General features: G+C 44.9%; 18 protein-coding genes. 9 read left to right on the top strand and 9 right to left on the bottom strand.

The genetic code is table 11. The features are described from left to right. Window positions 1-98 precede the first annotated feature (98 nt). The gene (gene pepB, locus JV36_RS0115365) at window positions 99-1,382 is read left to right on the top strand and encodes an aminopeptidase PepB (protein WP_032094964.1); all 1,284 of its coding nucleotides are present in this window, start codon (window positions 99-101) and stop codon (window positions 1,380-1,382) included. A gap of 91 nt (window positions 1,383-1,473) precedes the next feature. Here the strand turns inward: pepB and JV36_RS0115360 are convergent, their stop codons facing one another. Further along, a complete protein-coding gene (locus tag JV36_RS0115360) occupies window positions 1,474-1,656 on the bottom strand; it encodes a hypothetical protein (RefSeq protein WP_032094963.1) in 183 nt (60 codons plus the stop codon). Between the two features lie 549 nt (window positions 1,657-2,205). Here JV36_RS0115360 and JV36_RS0115355 point away from each other — a divergent pair. Further along, entirely contained in the window at window positions 2,206-2,808 is a 603-nt protein-coding gene (locus tag JV36_RS0115355; RefSeq protein WP_032094962.1) for a YhgN family NAAT transporter, read from the top strand. Further along, window positions 2,808-3,389, top strand: coding sequence for a YjaG family protein (locus tag JV36_RS0115350; protein ID WP_032094961.1), 582 nt, complete (start codon window positions 2,808-2,810; stop codon window positions 3,387-3,389). Before JV36_RS0115355 ends, JV36_RS0115350 begins: the two co-directional genes overlap by 1 nt. On the opposite strand, the gene rsmD is transcribed toward JV36_RS0115350, so the two are convergent. Then, entirely contained in the window at window positions 3,386-4,075 is a 690-nt protein-coding gene (gene rsmD, locus JV36_RS0115345) for a 16S rRNA (guanine(966)-N(2))-methyltransferase RsmD (RefSeq protein WP_081926646.1), read from the bottom strand. The two genes, JV36_RS0115350 and rsmD, sit on opposite strands and share 4 nt — an antisense overlap. 66 nt (window positions 4,076-4,141) lie before the next feature. Here rsmD and ftsY point away from each other — a divergent pair, with 66 nt between their 5' ends. The 3 genes from ftsY to ftsX are packed head-to-tail and all read left to right on the top strand — an operon-like array spanning window position 4,142 to window position 7,582. After that, complete coding sequence (gene ftsY, locus JV36_RS0115340) at window positions 4,142-5,872, top strand: signal recognition particle-docking protein FtsY (protein ID WP_032094960.1); 1,731 nt, start codon at window positions 4,142-4,144, stop codon at window positions 5,870-5,872. A 25-nt stretch (window positions 5,873-5,897) separates the two neighbouring features. Beyond that, complete coding sequence (gene ftsE / locus JV36_RS0115335; RefSeq protein WP_032094959.1) at window positions 5,898-6,605, top strand: cell division ATP-binding protein FtsE; 708 nt, start codon at window positions 5,898-5,900, stop codon at window positions 6,603-6,605. Continuing rightward, entirely contained in the window at window positions 6,602-7,582 is a 981-nt protein-coding gene (gene ftsX / locus JV36_RS0115330; RefSeq protein WP_032094958.1) for a permease-like cell division protein FtsX, read from the top strand. Before ftsE ends, ftsX begins: the two co-directional genes overlap by 4 nt. A 63-nt stretch (window positions 7,583-7,645) precedes the next feature. On the opposite strand, the gene JV36_RS0115325 is transcribed toward ftsX, so the two are convergent. Both JV36_RS0115325 and JV36_RS0115320 read right to left on the bottom strand, forming a co-directional pair. After that, window positions 7,646-8,887: an EAL and HDOD domain-containing protein gene (locus tag JV36_RS0115325; protein ID WP_032094957.1), complete on the bottom strand. Its 1,242-nt coding sequence runs from the start codon at window positions 8,885-8,887 to the stop codon at window positions 7,646-7,648. Between the two features lie 361 nt (window positions 8,888-9,248). After that, window positions 9,249-10,475 carry an EAL and HDOD domain-containing protein gene (locus tag JV36_RS0115320; protein WP_032094956.1) on the bottom strand — a complete coding sequence of 409 codons (1,227 nt, stop codon included), beginning with the start codon at window positions 10,473-10,475 and terminating at the stop codon, window positions 9,249-9,251. A gap of 595 nt (window positions 10,476-11,070) precedes the next feature. Here JV36_RS0115320 and rpoH point away from each other — a divergent pair. Further along, window positions 11,071-11,928, top strand: coding sequence for an RNA polymerase sigma factor RpoH (rpoH, locus tag JV36_RS0115315; RefSeq protein ID WP_032094955.1), 858 nt, complete (start codon window positions 11,071-11,073; stop codon window positions 11,926-11,928). Window positions 11,929-12,115: 187 nt separating this feature from the next. Here rpoH and JV36_RS0115310 read toward each other — a convergent pair whose 3' ends face one another. The 3 genes from JV36_RS0115310 to pip form a co-directional block, all read right to left on the bottom strand. Next, window positions 12,116-13,042 carry a bifunctional GNAT family N-acetyltransferase/hotdog fold thioesterase gene (locus JV36_RS0115310; RefSeq protein WP_032094954.1) on the bottom strand — a complete coding sequence of 309 codons (927 nt, stop codon included), beginning with the start codon at window positions 13,040-13,042 and terminating at the stop codon, window positions 12,116-12,118. Window positions 13,043-13,147: 105 nt separating this feature from the next. Then, window positions 13,148-13,585: a D-aminoacyl-tRNA deacylase gene (gene dtd / locus JV36_RS0115305; RefSeq protein ID WP_032094953.1), complete on the bottom strand. Its 438-nt coding sequence runs from the start codon at window positions 13,583-13,585 to the stop codon at window positions 13,148-13,150. Continuing rightward, entirely contained in the window at window positions 13,582-14,559 is a 978-nt protein-coding gene (gene pip / locus JV36_RS0115300) for a prolyl aminopeptidase (protein ID WP_032094952.1), read from the bottom strand. The genes dtd and pip overlap by 4 nt, the downstream gene beginning before the upstream one ends. 239 nt (window positions 14,560-14,798) lie before the next feature. Here pip and JV36_RS0115295 point away from each other — a divergent pair, with 239 nt between their 5' ends. Both JV36_RS0115295 and JV36_RS0115290 read left to right on the top strand, forming a co-directional pair. Next, entirely contained in the window at window positions 14,799-15,041 is a 243-nt protein-coding gene (locus JV36_RS0115295) for a hypothetical protein (protein ID WP_032094951.1), read from the top strand. Continuing rightward, window positions 15,038-15,676, top strand: coding sequence for a DUF2959 domain-containing protein (locus JV36_RS0115290; protein WP_032094950.1), 639 nt, complete (start codon window positions 15,038-15,040; stop codon window positions 15,674-15,676). Before JV36_RS0115295 ends, JV36_RS0115290 begins: the two co-directional genes overlap by 4 nt. 101 nt (window positions 15,677-15,777) lie before the next feature. Here JV36_RS0115290 and JV36_RS0115285 read toward each other — a convergent pair whose 3' ends face one another. Both JV36_RS0115285 and metF read right to left on the bottom strand, forming a co-directional pair. Further along, on the bottom strand, window positions 15,778-16,683 hold the full coding sequence (locus tag JV36_RS0115285) for a virulence factor BrkB family protein (RefSeq protein WP_052010061.1): 906 nt from the start codon (window positions 16,681-16,683) through the stop codon (window positions 15,778-15,780). A 210-nt stretch (window positions 16,684-16,893) separates the two neighbouring features. Continuing rightward, window positions 16,894-17,784, bottom strand: coding sequence for a methylenetetrahydrofolate reductase (metF, locus tag JV36_RS0115280; protein WP_032094949.1), 891 nt, complete (start codon window positions 17,782-17,784; stop codon window positions 16,894-16,896). Window positions 17,785-17,875: the final 91 nt, after the last annotated feature.

Genomic DNA, 17,875 nt, shown 5'->3' with positions numbered 1-17,875 from the left:
ACGTACTGCAAGCTATTACTGGCTAAGGCTTTCGACACTCGCCTTAGCAACAGATACGGACAACAAAGCGAACAATAGTATATAAGGATTAAAACATAATGGCAGAATTTACCGTAAGTCTTTCTACTCAATCAGCTAATGCGTCGTGGGGAGATAACGCTAAGCTTTCTTTCGTAGAGTCAGGTGCTGTAATTCACTTGCCCGATGACAGCGCCAATGAGCGCACTATTCAACAAGCTGCCCGAAAGCTTGATTCTCTCAGCTTGCCAGGCGTTACGCTAGCGGGTGAATGGAGCAAAGAGCAGCAGTGGGCCTTTGCATTAAGTTTCACCAGAGCTAGAAACCCCGCGAGTATAACGTGGGCAAATAACAGCGACAAAGCGACGTTAGAGCAAGAATATGCTGCCTTATTATTCACTCGACAGCTTGTCAATGACACGCCAGAAGATTTGAGCCCTGAAACATTAGCCCAGCGCGCCGCTGATTGGCTAAAGTCATTGGGTAAAGACAAGGTTAATTACACCATGACGGTCGGCGAAGAGCTAAAAAACGAAGGTTGGGTAGGCATTTATAATGTGGGTAGAGGGAGCGAGCGTCCGCCGGCTATGCTTGTGCTTGACTACAACCCTACAGGCAACGCCGATGCACCTATAGATGCTGTATTAGTTGGTAAGGGTATTACCTTTGATAGCGGTGGTTACAGCATCAAATCAAGTGAAGGCATGCTTGATATGAAATGCGATATGGGCGGTGCCGCAACGGTAACAGGAGCACTTGGTTTAGCCATTACACAAGGGATTGAAAAGCGTATTCAACTGATATTGTGTTGCGCTGAAAACCTTATCAGTGGTCACGCTTACAAGCTAGGTGATGTACTGACATATAAAAATGGTGTGACGGTAGAAGTAGTGAATACCGATGCTGAAGGACGACTCGTACTGGCTGATGGTCTAATGGCGGCTACAGACACTGGCGCGCCGTTAATTATTGATGCTGCAACACTGACCGGAGCGGCAATGGTTGCGTTAGGTTCAGATTATCACGCTGTATTCTCGATGGATGATAATGCAAAAGAGCAGATGCTCAATGCTGCTAAAGCAGAAAACGAACGTTTTTGGGCATTACCACTAGAGCCTTTCCACGCAGACCGCTGTCCATCGGCGTTTGCTGACACTGCAAACAGTCGTCCTATGAAAGGCGGCGGTGGTGGCGGTGCGTCGAACGCGGCAGGGTTTTTATCGCGCTTTGTGAAGCCTGAGGGCTGGATCCATTTAGACTTGGCCGCAGCGTATCACGGTGGTGCGACTGCTGAAATGCCAGTTGGTGCCACGGCAAAAGGCATTCGCACTATTGCAAGAATGCTTCACGACTTTAAAGCATAGGTCGTTAATGCTTGTGCTGATAGTAAGCACAAGCGAGAAGTACACGTTTTAAATGCCAAAAAGGGAGCTGTAGATGCAGCTCCCTTCTTTATTAAATTCCGCCTAAACGCTCAGCGAGCTTTTTATAACGTTCTACATCGCCACTATCGAAAAGCGGATTACCATCGGTATCCTTTTCTTTCGCAACTAACAGGCTCTCACGCTCTAGACGTTCTACACGTACATCTTGAACACCTAAAAAAGCGGCAACTTCATTCACTGTCATTAAACTCATTGTTTCAATTCCGTATATTGTTTTTGTAATAGAAATAGCAATCGTAGCTTTTATAGTAAAAGCTCATTCCCCTGTTCGTGTTGGCAGTACAACAGCGACAGGTCTCTTACCAGCACTCAGACCTTTGTTAGCTCAGCCACACAATGAGACGAGTAGAATATCTAACGCCCACTCCAGACAGCGCTGCTTACTTGTCATATTGAGCCACCATGTTCATATATCATAGCTAGACAGCTAGCGTGGCTATATGTTGCTCAAAATAAGACGCTCAAGATGTTTCAAAATGAGTGCTGTTGGTCGAGAATAATGAATAATATAGACGAAATTTATCAAGAAAGCCGCAAAAAAGCTGTCCCAAGCAGTTTAGACGTGGACGGCAGGGCTAAATGTAGAAAATGATGGTCAACACGACCTTATTTAAATATATGAATGCGTTAAGTGTTTTTTACCTGGTGGAGTTAGTTTACCATTACGCTTTTATAGCAGCGCAAGCGATTGTTCAACGCCATCAGCGTGTTTTGACACACTTTCTACCGGAGATAAACAACAATGGATACTTGGTCCGCCGCGATTATGCTTTTTTTGATCATGGATCCGCTGGGCAATTTACCCGTGTTTATGTCGGTTCTGAAATCGATAGAGCCTAAACGTCGCCAGTTTATTTTAATAAGAGAGCTGCTGTTTGCACTATTCATCCTATTTCTATTTTTATTTAGCGGTCAGTCGGTACTTAATTTTCTCAATGTTGAACAAGAAACCGTCAGTATTGCGGGTGGTATAATTTTGTTTCTCATTGCATTAAAAATGATTTTTCCATCATCGGGAAATCCAAGTGGTCTTGCAGTGGGAGAAGAACCCTTTCTTGTGCCTCTTGCTATTCCAATGATTGCAGGGCCATCTACGCTGGCCGCATTAATATTATTGGCGAATCAATCTCCCGATCGAATGACTGATTGGTCTATTGCGCTTGCGGCGTCATGGTCAATTAGCGCGGTGATCCTTATGTTTTCCAATGTATTTCATAAAATACTCGGTGAACGCGGTTTAGTTGCTATGGAGCGATTAATGGGTATGATCCTAGTCATGATTGCCATTCAGATGCTACTTGATGGCGTTACCAAATACTTTATCCACGCCGCTGGAGCACTTTAATGGCAAAGCAAAAACTAAATACATTCGCTCGTGTAAGAGCGTTAGAAGGTCACAAGGCCATTGCGTTTGCGGCAGCACTGCTTGAACGGATGCTGCCAAACTACGCTTTATTTTGCGAAGTTACAGAATCTGGCGATGCACCAGCGCTTAGAAACTGCCTTAATTTGGTTTGGGAAACCCTAAAGTCACCAAAGAGTAAATTCAATATGGCGGTTCAGCTTGAAAAAGTGGAAGTGGCTACGCCTGATACAGAATCTCACGACAACTATGGCGTTTATCCTGCTATCGATGCGGCTATTGGCCTTGCTTCCTTGCTTAACCTCGTCGCTGGCGACGACCCTCAGGGCGCAGTAGTCATTAGCAAGCTTTCTCAAGGCAGCGTTGAGGCGTACTTGCTTGCCACGGGCGAAGCCGATGACGACTCAGTGAAAGACCACCCATTAATGGCGTTTGAAGTAGAAGTGCAAAACGAGCTGCTTGACTATATTGAGCAAGCGAAATCGCCAGCGAAAGCGGCCGACGATATGCGAGCCCTTGCGCTTGAGGCTGGTATGTCAAATATTGGTCTTGATTTAAGTTAGGCGTATTCTAAGACGGGCGGGCTTGTCTCGCCTACTTCAACAAGCATGTACACCAATGAGCCAGTTCGCTTTTCTTTTACCACATGCCAGTGACTAGGAAGTGGCAATGATTCAAGCTCGGTTTCGTGCTCGATGTAAATCATGCTGCCTTCACAAACAAGGTTTGCGTTCACTATTTCACTGACGACGGGTGCTACCAAATGTTGATAAAATGGCGGGTCGATAAACACGATGTCGTACTGTGTGCCGGTTAACTGTTTAACCACTTTTAGGGCATCACCTTGATGTACTTTAGCTACGTTAGAATCATTAACGTTAAGCGTTTGTAGGTTTTTACTTAATTGCTCGCTGGCTTGCCTGTCTAACTCAATAAAGTCACACCGACTCGCATAGCGAGACAAGGCTTCTAAGCCTAAACCCCCAGAACCCGCGAAAACATCTAAACATTTGGCATCGTCAACGTAGGCCATTAGCCAATTAAACAAGGTTTCTTTGTTTCTGTCAGTAGTGGGTCTCAACCCTTCAGCATCGAGCACGGGAAGTCGTTTTCCACGCCATTGACCGCTAATAATGCGGATAAGCCCTCGCTTTTTTTTGTCTAATTTTGCTGGCTGGCGTTTTTTTGTAGAAGATATGCCCCTTGACGGGTGAGAAACTCGCTTCATAGTGACTGACAGTGGTATCATGCTTTTATATATTAGACGGCAAGTGTAGCCGAATTTGTTCAGAATTTATAAGGATTTGTCCTAACAATGTCGAAACTCTTTGGCTGGTTCAGCAAGAACAAAAAAGCAGAGAAACAAAAAGAGCAGCAAGCAAAAGAGCAGGCTGCACAGGAAGCGGCGAACCCTGTTGCCGACAAAAAAGAGGTAGAGAGCTCCGCGTTAGAGAGCACCGAAGTCAATGCGGCGAAGGTTGAAACAGCCGAGACAGAAAAAGTCGAGGCTGTTGGTGAAACTGCGCTAGACGATAAGTCGTCAGAAAAACCTGCTGAGACAGTATCTACCCAGACAACGGCAAATGTAGAGCAGCAAGAGGCTGCCTCTCAAATTACGCCTACTGTCACTGACGGGAACGAAGCGATTCACAATACGGTTGTTGACGCTGTTGAAAGTGAAGAAAAGCAGCCTTTAGATTTCTCATCTGATGAAGCAGGCGCGTCTGCTTCAACGTCTTTTGATGAAGCAGCAACGCCGCTAGACGATGCCTCAGCAGCCAGTGTTGAAGCAGAAGTGCTTGCAGAAGAAAAAGCTTTGCAAAAAGCTGACGTTTCAATAGTTGATACTTCATCTTCTGAGGCACAAACTTCTGATTCGCTAGCCTCTGATTCTCTTACCTCTGAAGCCGTGGCCGATACTGCAGCAAAAATTACCGCTGACGGCTCTTCTACTAACAGTACTGAGGCCACTGCTGAAGCGAATACTCCAGTTAGCGCAGAAGAAGAGACGATTGACGGCGAGCTTGGCGAAGCTGAATTAGAGCCTCAAGTGAAAGAGACGCCGCAAGCTAAAGATGCGCCGCAAGCCAAGGAAAAGAAATCCTTATTTGCTCGCCTAAAAGAAAGCCTATCGCGCACCAAAGAAAACCTTGGTAGTGGCATTGTTAGCTTATTTAAAGGCAAAGCCATTGATGATGAGCTTTACGAAGACTTAGAAACACAGTTGCTCGTTGCCGATGTGGGTATGGATACGACGCAGAAAATCATCAAACACCTTACCGACAGTGCTTCTCGTAAAGATCTTAAAGACGCTGAAGCCTTGTTAGATATTTTAAAGCAGCAAATGTCAGGCATGTTGGCGAATGTGAATGTACCGCTAAGCGACGCGTTACAAAAGCACAATTCTGACGAAGGGCCGTTTGTTATTCTTATGGTTGGCGTTAACGGCGTCGGTAAAACCACCACTATCGGAAAGCTGGCCAAGCAGTTTCAGCAGCAGGGCAAAAAAGTCATGTTAGCAGCGGGAGATACGTTCCGCGCCGCCGCAGTAGAGCAGCTTCAAGTATGGGGCGAGCGCAACAGCATTCCAGTTATTGCTCAGCACACCGGTGCAGACAGTGCTTCAGTGCTTTACGATGCATTGGAAGCGGCCAAATCTCGCGGGACGGACATACTGATTGCCGATACGGCAGGACGCTTACAAAATAAAGACAACCTGATGGAAGAGCTCAAAAAAGTGGTTAGGGTAATGAAAAAGCTTAACCCTAATGCACCCCATGAGGTTATGTTAACGCTAGATGCTGGAACAGGGCAAAACGCGATTAGCCAAGCCAAGCTATTTAACGAAGCGGTGGGCTTAACCGGAATAACGTTAACGAAGTTAGATGGCACTGCAAAAGGCGGCGTTATCTTTTCAGTTGCAGATCAGTTCGGTATTCCTATACGGTACATTGGTGTGGGCGAGAGTATTGACGACCTGCGCCAGTTCGATGGCGAAGAGTTTATTGACGCCCTGTTTAGCGAGTTAGATACACCAGCAAGCTAGTTGATTCAGGTTGTAGGGTTTTAAAATGATAAAGTTTGAGCAGGTAAGCAAAACCTATCCCGGTGGTCAGCGGGCATTAAGCAAGGTGAACTTTCACATTGCGCCTGGCGAGATGGCCTTTTTAACTGGGCATTCAGGTGCAGGTAAAAGTACCTTGCTCAAACTCATTAGTATTATGGAACGTCCTACTGTGGGCCGCGTTTTAATTAACGGCCACGATCTGAATAAAATAACCCGACGAGACATTGCGTTTATACGTCGCGATATCGGCATGATATTTCAAAGCCACCAGCTGTTAATGGACAAAACCGTTGCTGATAACGTTGCTTTGCCTCTCGTTATAGAAGGTTATACGCACAAAGAAATTCGCAAGCGGGTTGATGCTGCGCTGGAGATGGTTGGACTACGGGATAAAAGCCGCAGTTTGCCTATAACCCTTTCTGGCGGAGAGCAGCAGCGTGTAGGTATCGCCAGAGCCGTGGTTAACAAACCACCGTTACTGCTGGCCGATGAGCCTACCGGTAATTTAGACCCTAAACTGTCCATGGAAATTATTCGTTTGTTTGAAGATTTTAACCAAGCGGGTGTTTCAGTGCTCATCGCTACCCATGATTTAGGACTCATAGCACGCATGCGCTATCGCACGCTCACGTTGAAAAACGGGCAAATGATTACTGACGGGCTTACCGATAGCGACTTCTCCGGCAGCCACAGCGAGGGTGACCGACGATGAGTATTCTTTTTAAAGGGCGAGCAAAAGGCGCGTCTTCTTCAAAAGTGTCAGTGCTGCAAGCCTTCGTCATGTTCTTCGTGAGTCATGTTAGACAAGCACTATCGAGTTTAGGTGAGCTTTGGCGTCAGCCACTCGCGTCGTTAATGACCATTGGTGTGCTCGGGCTAAGTATTACCTTACCAAGTACCTTGTACATCATGGTTAAGAATACAGAGAAAATTACAGCGGGGTGGGAGCAAGCATCGGAAATATCCTTATTCCTCACACCCAATATAAGTGCTAACCGTTCTCAGCAGTTGGTGACACGGCTGAATACCTGGCAAGAAATTGAAAGTGTGGTTTATATTCCCGCTGATGATGCGCTCAAGGAGTTTCAGCATTTATCGGGGCTAGGTGATGCTATTGCGTACTTGGAGAAAAACCCCTTACCTGATGTGGTACTCGTTACTCCTACCGATAAAAACGCGTCGCCAAGTGCCGCTCGTGCACTGCTAGATAGATTAAGGCAGCAACGAGAGGTCGATATTGGCAAGTTGGACATTGAATGGCTAGAGCGGCTTTACGCTGTTATTGCGATAGCGAGCGACTTGGTGATGCTGATTGGCGTGCTGCTCTTCATTGCGGTTGTGCTGATTATCGGCAACACCATTCGTCTGAATATTCTCAATAAATACGATGAAATAGTGGTGATGAAGCTGGTGGGGGCAACAGACGCCTTTATTCATCGTCCCTTTTTGTATACGGGTTTTTGGTATGGGCTTTTAGGCGGGCTGATGGCGTGGTTTGCCGTTATTATTATTTTGTGGTGGATGGACAGCAGTATTACCACCTTTGCCGCAATGTACCAAAAAGAGTTTAATATTACTGGGCTTACCGGCAGTGCATTACTCACTATGCTAGGGCTTTCAGTATTGCTTGGTCTACTGGGTTCGCTTATTTCTGTTCAGCGTCACGTTCGTCAAATAGAGCCCAAATAGGGTGCTAGCAGAACGTCAATAGAGCTCAAATAGAAGCTAGATAAAACCACAGCTCGCGTTACTTTAGCCTTCGGCTCTTGCCGTTGGAAAGTGAGCTGAAATAGCGCTTCTAATGCCGTTGCCCCACACGATAGCCTGATTGTACAGTACGTGAAGCTGTTTCTGGTCGATGTCGAGCAACTTGGCCTGCTTTATCACTGTCATCCAGATTGCGCTTTCGAAGCCGCGCACAAGGGCTGAATAGTTGTTCAGCTCCCTGTTTTTCCCCAATAAAGCGTCGTTAACATCATCAGACAGCGGAAGCTGTTTAACGATATCGGTCATCGATTGATCGAGCAGCCCTTCAAGCAGTGAAAATAACCCAACCAAAAATGCGATAGGAGGATTGTTTTTAAAGCCTCGTCGCTCAGCCAATAAGTCAAAGAACTTCGCTCTCACCAACGACATGTGAATGATCTCAAGGGGTTTATCGTCGGCAATATTCGTCAGGCTTAGCAGTGCAATAAACTTCTTAATCTCTACCTCGCCCATATAATTTAGTGCGTGTTTAAGGGAGGTGATTTTATAGCGTTTATTGATGGCAGGGTTGTTAATAAATTTAAGAAGCAAAAAGCTTAACGTAGCATCACGCTCAATAATTTGTGTGGTACGGGCAATGTCAAAATTCACTTTGCCACTTTCAGCCATCAAATCAACAATATTCATTTTAGAAGCGGGCAGCTGTTTAAGAATTCGCGCTTCTGGCTGAGAGAAAAAGTAACCCTGGAAGAAATCAAACCCAAGGTCGATACAGGATGCGAAACTGTCTTGGGTATCTACCTGCTCGGCAACGAGCTTTTTGTTCTCTTCACGATAGCGTGGGATGTGTTTTTCAACGTTTTCAAAACGGGCTTTAGATACATCTACTTTTACAATATCGATAAGTGGAAAAATATCATGTTCAGACCCAATCATCATTGGATCGTCGATGGCAAGCTTAAATCCCATTTGCTTGATATGCTGACACGCTTCAAATAAACCATTGCTCGTATCAGCTGGGTTAGCAAGCTCAACAACCACAGACTCGGGGTTTAAGTTTGTGGGAAAACGCGACACAAGGGTGTCGGTTGAAAACGTAATAAACGATGTTTTTTCACCGCTAATGTCATCAAGCCCGAGAGGGTGAAAATTATCAGCGATAAATTTAGACTTTTCTTCTTGGTGTTCTGGGTAAGCGCCGCCTTTTCCATCTCTGAAAAGTAGCTCGTAGGCAAATACACTTTTTTCTTTATCTAGAATTGGCTGACGAGCTATAAACGCGAACATATGTGATCCCTGATAAGGCGCTAAATAATTTTGTGCTACTAGGCGTATTGCCTCAGCTAACGTATAACCGCTTTTTACTATTTTTTAGTCTATTAGGAAGAGATTATCGACCTTAAACCTAAACTCTTAACTTATTATAGTGGCTCTGAGCGCTCAAATAACCCGCAGGTAGAGGATGAGAACTGGCGATAAGATTATGATAATGAGCCTTTTCGCACAATACTAATACTGTTAATTTAATGACTACCAGTTTATCAAAGAGTCATTCTCTTTCAGCGCACCACTTTTTTCGCATACTGCTCTTTTGACAATCTAGGCTTTTGATGAGTAAGCCTTTTTGACTAATCAGCTTTTTGACGAACTAGTCTTTATCAAGCGCGGCATTGTGAATATGCTTCGCCCATTTTATGGCTTCGTTGTAATAGCTATGAAGTAGGGCCTGATTAACTTTGTATTTGGCGGCAAATTGCTTAATGCCTGCCCATCGCGCCGTCTCAAAATGCTGAGACAAGGTAAGGCACTCCCTGAGTAAATTGGGTTTGCCGCAAAGCGCATCTTTTACATCGTCGTCAATCGGTACTTTATTAACTAAGTCCTCAATACGCTGTTCCATCATGGCGTCGAGCAGTGAGAGCAAACCAGCTAAAAAACCAGTATGGGAATTCTTATCTTTGCTTACGGCAAGGTAGGCTAGTTCGCAAAATTTCGCCCTAACTAAAGCCATCTGCATGAGTTCGGTGGGCTGACCTTCGCTTAGGTTTGCTAAGGCTAGCAACGAGAGAAACTTCTTAACTTCCACTTCGCCCATGAAATTTAATGCGTGCTTGAGCGAATTAATTGTGTGGCGTTTATTAACCATTGGATTGTTAATAAACCGCAGCAGTAAATACGTTAACGACGGGTCTCTTTCCATGATGGTTTTAACTTTTTCAAGGTCAAGAGACGCCTCACTACTTAGCGCCAGTAGCTCTAACATTGTAAGGTTGTTTGGGCCTAACTTGCGATGCCTTACAATTTCAGGGCGTGCAAGAAAATAGCCTTGAAAGTAGTCGAACCCCATTTCCTTAAACTTATGGAACTCCTCGTAGGTTTCAATCTTTTCTGCCACTAACTTCATTTTGTTCGCTTTAAAGCGTTCTACCAGTGCAGGAATTTTGTCGTGGGCTATCTCTGTGATATCAATCTTAACGACGCTAGTAAAGGGCATAAAAGCTTCCCATTTACCATGCATATCGTAATCATCAAGGGCAATGGGGTAGCCTAGCCCGCGAATGTGTTTGCACGCGGCTACAAGGGCATCATCTACATTGACCGTTTCTACAATTTCTATAACCACTTTGTTGGCGTCTAGTGAGGTAGGGAAACGGAACATGAGCGTATCGCGATGAAAGTTAATAAACGCTTTTTTGTCCCCAGCTATTTCTTCAATACCAAGACTAAGGTGTGTAGACGTGAGTATTTTAGACGTTGCTTCGTCGGGAGGAATGTCTGGAAAGCAATTATCTTCACCTACGCGAAAGAGCAGTTCGTAAGCGTAAACTTCCCTATCTACGTTAAATATTGGCTGTCTGGCGACGTATGCAAACATAATTATCCTTGAGCAATCTTTCTAGGCAATGAGGTTATTGTTGTTTTTAATGCCTGTTACTGCATATAAATGCGCGAGATGACAATACAGTTCACACAATATCACAGTATATAACAACAAGATTACATGCTGGGTTAAACGTGTACAACGTTTTACTCTACTATCTATTGTTTTTGCTCTTATCCTTACTCCTATGTGGGCTCTTATTTTTAAGCTTGTTGTTTGCTTTCATTATCGACGTTTATTGTGACCTTTTGCGTTTACTATTATCGCTAAGCCGCAATTAAGTGAGACCAAAAGTGAACGATCTATACGGAATTGCGGTATACTTAGGTAATGTTAAAGACCTATTATTGTAGCGCGGTTTTAGTGTTGAAATTGACGTATACATATTGAAAATGTCGATAAAGATATTTTATCATTGGTATTTGATGGTATGTTGTTAGGGATTTGAACTTTTTTTTGATCTACAGGTCTTGATACTGTAACAGTTGTCCCCATACCAACATATCGTTTGGGCTTCTTTTCTTTTATTTAGGTCTCTCGCAGTTCACATTACATAAGTAATGAAGAACGGTGATTAATGAGGTGAACAATGAGCAACAATTTGCAATCAATGGCGTTATCAGTGCCACACAGCGGTAGCATCGAAGGCTACATGCAGGCTGTAGGTCGCATTGATATGCTTACTGCCGACCAAGAGCGTCAGTTAGCGGTACGCCTTCGCGAAGATGAAGATTTAGAGGCAGCGCGTCAATTAGTGATGTCGCACCTTCGCTTTGTTGTGCATATTGCAAAATCTTATTCAGGTTATGGATTACCGCAAGCTGATCTTATTCAAGAAGGCAATATTGGTCTAATGAAGGCGGTTAAGCGATTCGACCCTTCGGTGGGTGTACGCTTAGTTTCTTTTGCCGTTCATTGGATAAAAGCCGAAATACATGAGTTTGTATTGAAAAATTGGCGCATCGTTAAAGTAGCGACAACAAAAGCTCAGCGTAAACTTTTCTTCAACCTGCGCAAAGCGAAAAAGCGCCTAGGTTGGTTTACCCACGCAGAAGTGCAAACCGTAGCAAACGAACTTGGTGTAAGTACCAAGGAAGTGCTGCAAATGGAAGCACGCATGAGCAGCCAAGATCAGGCATTTGATTTGTCGGCCGACGAAGACGAAACCGGCAACTTTGCGCCTGTTCAGTTTTTGGAAGACAAAACTGCTGATGTTGAAACTGACGTTATTAATAACGATTGGGATACCGCAGCAAGCAAACGTTTATATTCAGCGATTAAAACGCTGGATGAGCGCAGCCAAGATATTATCGAAACACGCTGGTTGGCTGATAACAAAATTACGCTGCAAGATTTAGCGAACAAGTACGAAGTCTCTGCAGAACGTGTTCGTCAGATTGAAAAGAACGCGATGAAAAAACTGCAAGCAGCAATGGTTGCAGCCTAACGAATTTAGGGTTGGCTGATTGAGCCGACGTAAATTAGAAAAAAGCGCCTTACTTCATCAGTAGGCGCTTTTTTTATGTCTTTTATTTTATTGCCTTACTCTTTGTTGCGTCACCTTCATGTAGAACCACTGCACCTGCGGTAACACGCCGCGATTACGAACATTTTAAGTCTCGCTGAGTGGGTAACTATCTATCCGGACTGGTATTATCAGATGCCTCAGGCGGAAGCACCCAAAATACTCCCTCAAATTCTGCTACTGCGGTATCATTATCAAGAATAGCTACGCTGAGTTCGAAACGGGCTTTTTTATTTTTTTGCAGCGGTGCAAATTTGCCAGACAGTGTTTCGATATTGCAGATGGCTCTTGGCTTCATTGTGATTGGCTTGTGGTAATGAATATCTCCATCGCCCAATACAATATCACCACTTAAACCACGCTCTTTTAGCTGCAGGTATATGAGTCCCCAGCCAGTGAGTGTGGCCAATGAAAAAATACTTCCCGCGAACATGGTGCCGTGAATATTAATGTTTTTGTTTAATGAGGCCCTGGTTTCCAGCGTTCGTCCTGTGTACTGATACAATTTAATACCCATGTGTTCAGTAATAGGGATAGTTTCCGACCAGGTTTCCTGAAGTGCTTTACACCATTTAGGGTGAAGTACCAGCGTATTATTTTCAGTGAATTTTTTCACCATCTGCTGGCGCTTCAGCATGCCCAGCTCGTTGGGTGCTTCACGCTCAACCACGAATCCACAAGAGGCGAAGAAGTCGATGGAGATCTCGCGGCTGTTTGTCACTGCACGCACTGCACCAAGGTCTTTAGCCACATTTTCTAGCGCAACCATTACCATTTGGCCTAAGCCTTTACGCATATGGTCGTTGTGAACGGCAATATGCCTTATTTGCGCTTCTTCTGCGGTATTTAAATGCACTCGGCCGCAGGCAACAATTTCGTTCTTTCTATTGGTGATAATACGATGTTCTGCAACTTGTTCGTATTCATCTTTCTCTGAGCCAGGGGGGAAATTCCACGGTTGACGCAAATGCTCCCAACGAAAATGAAAATAGGCTTCAAATTCTGCATCACTTTTCGGTGTTACAACCTTGTACACAATAAACTGGCCTTTTTTAAAGTCGACTTGGTATTTAAACGTAACCGCGCTATGGGTACAAGTTTAATTATGTAAGCAAATAAAGGCTGCCCTAGCCGTCATGGCTTATACATGAAATTGAAAGGTAACCGGACCATCATTAATAAGGCCCACCTTCATGTCGGCGCCAAATTCCCCGGTTTGAACACGCATTCCTTTTTGTTTAAGCGCGCCAACAAAGCGTGAGTAAATATCTTCGCCATGGGCAGGTGATGCGCCACGAGAGAAACCAGGTCGATTGCCTTTTTGTGTATCTGCTACCAAGGTAAACTGAGACACAACCAGTATTTCACCCTCCACCTGCTCAATATTCAGGTTCATTTTCCCATCGCTATCGCTGAACATGCGGTAGCGGCATAGCTTATTTGCGAGTTTTTCAATTTCAGCGTCGCCATCGTCCTTTTCTACGCCCAGAAGTACAAGCATTCCATGGCCGATTTCACCAATAACGTTGTTGTCTACGGTAACGTTTGCTTCAGATACGCGTTGAATTAGTCCTATCACTGGGTCTGCTCCTTGAGAAATCGTGACATGTCTCGTGTTGCCCTGCAAAGCGCATAGCCAATACTAGGCTCTGAGGTACTGTGACCTGCATCCGGTACTATTTGCAGTTGGCTTTGCCGCCACGCTTTATGTAAGGTCTCAGCAGCTTCCGTTTTACATATCATGTCGTAGCGACCGTGGATAATCGTGCCCGGGATATGCGCTATTTTATCAATATTGTCGATAATGTAGTTTTCAGGAATGAAGCATTTGTTGGACAAAAAGTGACACTCTAATGTTGCTAAGCACGTAACGAGGTGCATGGGGTAGTGGCAATGGGCGTCACCGACTCCTGGCGGCAAGCTTAATCTAGATAAACGTTCTTCCCACTGATACCAGCGTCGCAACGCAGCATGTTTGAGTACATCGTTGTTTGACTTCAATACTGCGCTGTAATATTCGCATACTGCATTTGCGCTCAATGGCGGGGGGATGTCTTTTGTGAACTTGCGATAATGCTCGGGGAAAAGCTGGGCTGCGCATCCGTGTGGAGATAAAAACCATTCCCTGTCCTGTTGGCGTGCAAGAAAAACACCGCGTAAAATTAAGCCAGATACATGGGCGGTATACTTTAGAGCGTATAGAAGCGCGAGTGTTGACCCCCAAGAGCCGCCAAACAATAAAAATTCTGGAATAGAAAGGTGACTGCGTAGGGTGTCTATATCGTCTACGTTTAGCCACGTATCGTTATTATTGGTATCTGCTAAGGGAGTGGATCGCCCGCAACCGCGCTGTTCATAGCCAATAATGCGGTATTTGTTGCTGTCAAAAAAGCTTTTATAATTAGGGGGGAGTCCAGCGCCAGGCCCACCATGAATAAAGAGGACGGGTATTCCATCTGGATTACCGCTTTGCTCAAAATACAGGGAGTGCCCGTTTCCTACATCAATAAATCCGTCGTCATAGCGGGTTACATCCGGATAAAGTCGTTTCATTATATTTCTACGCGTTGTGCGAGTGCCTGTTTTAGTTTAATTTATTATTATGCATGCTGTCGCGTGCCGACACACTTTGCTGTGTTTTACAAGATGCGCAGTGTTTAACAAGATGCGCAGTGCTCAACAAGATGTGCAGTGCTTACCACGCTTTAACCGCCTAAATGATAAGGGGGTTATTACCGCGCAGGTGTTACACTAGCTAATCATATTATAGTCATAAATGCGAGGATGTTTATATGGCAGGTCAAGGATCGGGTGGTAATGTCATTGCCGCTATCTGTAATTTTTTTATTCCCGGGTTGGGACATTTGGTCCAAGGCCGAATTTTAGCTGCGTTGTTTTTCTTTATTACCGTGGGTGTGTCTTATGCGCTAGCGGCAACAGTCGTGCTTGCTATCATATTTTGGCCCTTAGGCGCATTACTGCATTTAATCAGTATTATCAGCGCAGCACGCTATAGAGGTGGAGTAACCGTATGAGATTACTAGCAACCGTGTTTGTCGCGGCACTGACTCTTACAGGCTGTCAGTCTGCGTACTATGCAGCTTGGGAGAAAGTGGGTGTAGAAAAGCGAGACATTCTTGTTGATCGTGTCGACAATGCAAAAGAATCTCAAGAAGACGCGCAGGAGCAATTTAGCTCTGCACTAGAAGCGTTTAGTGCTGCCGTAGCATTTGATGGTGGTGAATTAGAAGACGTTTACGACAATCTAAATGGCCAGTATCAAGACAGTGTCGCCGCTGCAGAAGAAGTAACAGCGCGCATTGATAAGGTAGAAAGCGTAGCAGAAGCCCTGTTTGATGAGTGGCAAGAAGAGCTAGAAAAATATCAAAGTGGTTCTTTAAAGCGAGATAGTGCTGCAAAGCTTCGTGAAACTCAGCGTCGTTATTCGTCGTTGATGAGTGCTATGCGCAAAGCCGAAAGTAAAATGCCGCCCGTGCTAGATGCGCTTCAAGATAATGTGCTTTATTTAAAGCATAATCTAAACGCCAGCGCTATTGGTGCCCTTCAAGGCGAGCTTTCAACCATTGAAGACAATGTTGCTCAACTGCTTAGCCAGATGAACTCTGCCATAGCGGAATCAGATGCATTTATAGCGTCTATGAAAAACTAGGGGTAACGCCCCTAGCGTGAAAACTTAATGTCGTGATAAGAATGTATCATGACTAAGAGGTATCATAATTAGAAGGGGAGCCAATTGGCTCCCCTTATTATTTATGTCTGGTCTGTGGGCTCGTCATCTTCAGGCACATACTTTTCTTTATCGACGACGTTTTGATTTTCAAAGGCTTCGCCTAGGCTACAGGTGAATTCTGCGCCAAATAAGACGATTATCCATGACAGATACACCCACAGGAACAAAATAGGCACTACGGCTAGCGCGCCGTAAATTAGTTCATAGGATGGAAAGTTAGTCACATACAATGCAAAGCCCGACTTGGTTAGCTCAAAGGCAACCGTGGCAATAAAGGCTCCACAGGCCGCATGGCGGGCGTAAACCTGTTTATTGGGCACCATGGTATACAAAATAGTAAATGCGAGCATGGCCGCGCCACTAGGCACTAGGCTCAGCAGTAATGTGCCAAGCCCTGGGGTGTATTCTTCGGTAAATGCGGCTAGGCCTGTAAGGTAGGTACTAACGATAACGCTAGAGCCTATCAAAATAGGGCCCAATGTTATCACCATCCAATATATGGCAAAGGTAAAGACAATGGGTCTTTCGCTCTTTGTTCGCCAGATTCTATTGAGGGTTTTATCTACATTTGAGATAAGCATCAGCGCCACAAAAAGCAGCGATAGAATGCCAATAGCACTCATTTCTGAGGCGTTACCCACAAAGTCTGTCATGTACTGATGAACAACGTCGCTGGCGGTGGGTACGAAATTGCTAAAGATAAAATGCTCTATTTTGCTGCGCACCGATGCGAAAGCAGGAAAAGCCGACATAATGGTAAACGTCACCATAATAAACGGCACTAGCGATAGCAGTGTCACGTAGGCAAGGTGGCCTGCAGATATCGTTACATTGTCTTCTTTGCAGCGATTGATGAATATAGTAAAGAGATCTTTTGCTTGCGGCTTTATATTCTCATAAATGGCTTTAACCCGCTCTACGTACACACTTGCTCTCCTGACAGCTATATCAACGTTTCAGCACGAACACTGAGTCAGCACCAACGTTTAGAGACGTTGCTGCCGTGGTTCTTGCTGTGATTCTGTAATTTGATGGTAACTGCCAGCGGCGCTATGAGTAAAGGTTTATTCTAGAGCAGGTCGATGCATTGTCTCTGCATTTTGCCTGCATTTTGTCTGTGGCTTAAGGGGCGGCAACTATTTGCTGTCGCCACGCACCCCAAGCATATGGCAAATCGCGTAGCTTAACTCACTGCGATTTAGGGTGTAAAAGTGGAAATGCTTTACTCCCTCTTTTGCTAATACCTTAACTTGGTCCATCGCAATGTTGGCACCAATCAGGTTACGGGTAGCTTGATCATCAGCGTCTAAACCATCAAACATTTTATGTAGCCAGCCGGGCACGTGAACATTGGTAAATCCAGCAAACTTCACAAGGGTTTGATAGTTTGTCACTGGAAGAATACCTGGCACTAAGTCTAAATCAACGCCGGCAGCAGCGGCCCGGTCTCTAAATCGCAGGAATACACTAGTATCAAAGAAAAACTGTGAAATGGCCTCGGTAGCACCGGCTTCTGCTTTGCGCTTCAAATTCAGCAGATCAAACTGCGCATTACGAGCTTCAGGATGTTTTTCAGGGTAGGCAGCAACTGATATATCAAAATCAGCAACCTCTTTCAGTAAGGCCACTAAATCCGATGCATACATTTCAGTGTTATCCATGCCCGGCGGTAAATCACCACGTAAAGCAACAATGCGGCGTATTCCTGAATCCCAGTAGTCTTGCGCAATTTGCCTTAATTCGTCTTTACTGGCGTCAACGCAAGTAAGATGAGGAACTGCGGCGACGCCTGTTTGCTGCTGAATGCGCTTGACCACATCGTGAGTTCTGTCTCGTTCGCCACTATTTGCTCCATATGTCACCGACATGTAGCTTGGCTTCAGTGGTGCTAAACGCTCAACTGATTTCCATAGAGTTTGCTCCATGGCTTCCGTTTTAGGGGGGAAAAACTCAAAGGAGACGTCAATATCACGCAGTTCCGATAGGGACTGGTTGAGCGCATCAATGCCTTGTGCATAAGAAACCATGTATTTTTTCTCTCTACTAGCGATATGGATAGACGTTTAGACGTCTAAATTAAAGAATATATGTCTAGACGTCAAGAGGTTTACACTGCTC

This window comes from Alteromonas sp. LOR (genome assembly GCF_000753865.1).
In the GTDB taxonomy this organism is placed as follows: Bacteria; Pseudomonadota; Gammaproteobacteria; order Enterobacterales; family Alteromonadaceae; genus Alteromonas.
Note: the sequence above shows the minus strand (reverse complement) of the source record. Positions and strands in the feature narration are given on the sequence as shown.

What these genes read in the sequence shown, in the direction of transcription:
- pepB (WP_032094964.1), top strand. Translation starts at nt 99, where the DNA reads ATGGCAGAATTTACCGTAAGTCTTTCTACTCAATCAGCTAATGCGTCG.
- JV36_RS0115360 (WP_032094963.1), bottom strand. Translation starts at nt 1,656, where the DNA reads ATGAGTTTAATGACAGTGAATGAAGTTGCCGCTTTTTTAGGTGTTCAA.
- JV36_RS0115355 (WP_032094962.1), top strand. Translation starts at nt 2,206, where the DNA reads ATGGATACTTGGTCCGCCGCGATTATGCTTTTTTTGATCATGGATCCG.
- JV36_RS0115350 (WP_032094961.1), top strand. Translation starts at nt 2,808, where the DNA reads ATGGCAAAGCAAAAACTAAATACATTCGCTCGTGTAAGAGCGTTAGAA.
- rsmD (WP_081926646.1), bottom strand. Translation starts at nt 4,075, where the DNA reads ATGATACCACTGTCAGTCACTATGAAGCGAGTTTCTCACCCGTCAAGG.
- ftsY (WP_032094960.1), top strand. Translation starts at nt 4,142, where the DNA reads ATGTCGAAACTCTTTGGCTGGTTCAGCAAGAACAAAAAAGCAGAGAAA.
- ftsE (WP_032094959.1), top strand. Translation starts at nt 5,898, where the DNA reads ATGATAAAGTTTGAGCAGGTAAGCAAAACCTATCCCGGTGGTCAGCGG.
- ftsX (WP_032094958.1), top strand. Translation starts at nt 6,602, where the DNA reads ATGAGTATTCTTTTTAAAGGGCGAGCAAAAGGCGCGTCTTCTTCAAAA.
- JV36_RS0115325 (WP_032094957.1), bottom strand. Translation starts at nt 8,887, where the DNA reads ATGTTCGCGTTTATAGCTCGTCAGCCAATTCTAGATAAAGAAAAAAGT.
- JV36_RS0115320 (WP_032094956.1), bottom strand. Translation starts at nt 10,475, where the DNA reads ATGTTTGCATACGTCGCCAGACAGCCAATATTTAACGTAGATAGGGAA.
- rpoH (WP_032094955.1), top strand. Translation starts at nt 11,071, where the DNA reads ATGAGCAACAATTTGCAATCAATGGCGTTATCAGTGCCACACAGCGGT.
- pip (WP_032094952.1), bottom strand. Translation starts at nt 14,559, where the DNA reads ATGAAACGACTTTATCCGGATGTAACCCGCTATGACGACGGATTTATT.
- JV36_RS0115295 (WP_032094951.1), top strand. Translation starts at nt 14,799, where the DNA reads ATGGCAGGTCAAGGATCGGGTGGTAATGTCATTGCCGCTATCTGTAAT.
- JV36_RS0115290 (WP_032094950.1), top strand. Translation starts at nt 15,038, where the DNA reads ATGAGATTACTAGCAACCGTGTTTGTCGCGGCACTGACTCTTACAGGC.
- metF (WP_032094949.1), bottom strand. Translation starts at nt 17,784, where the DNA reads ATGGTTTCTTATGCACAAGGCATTGATGCGCTCAACCAGTCCCTATCG.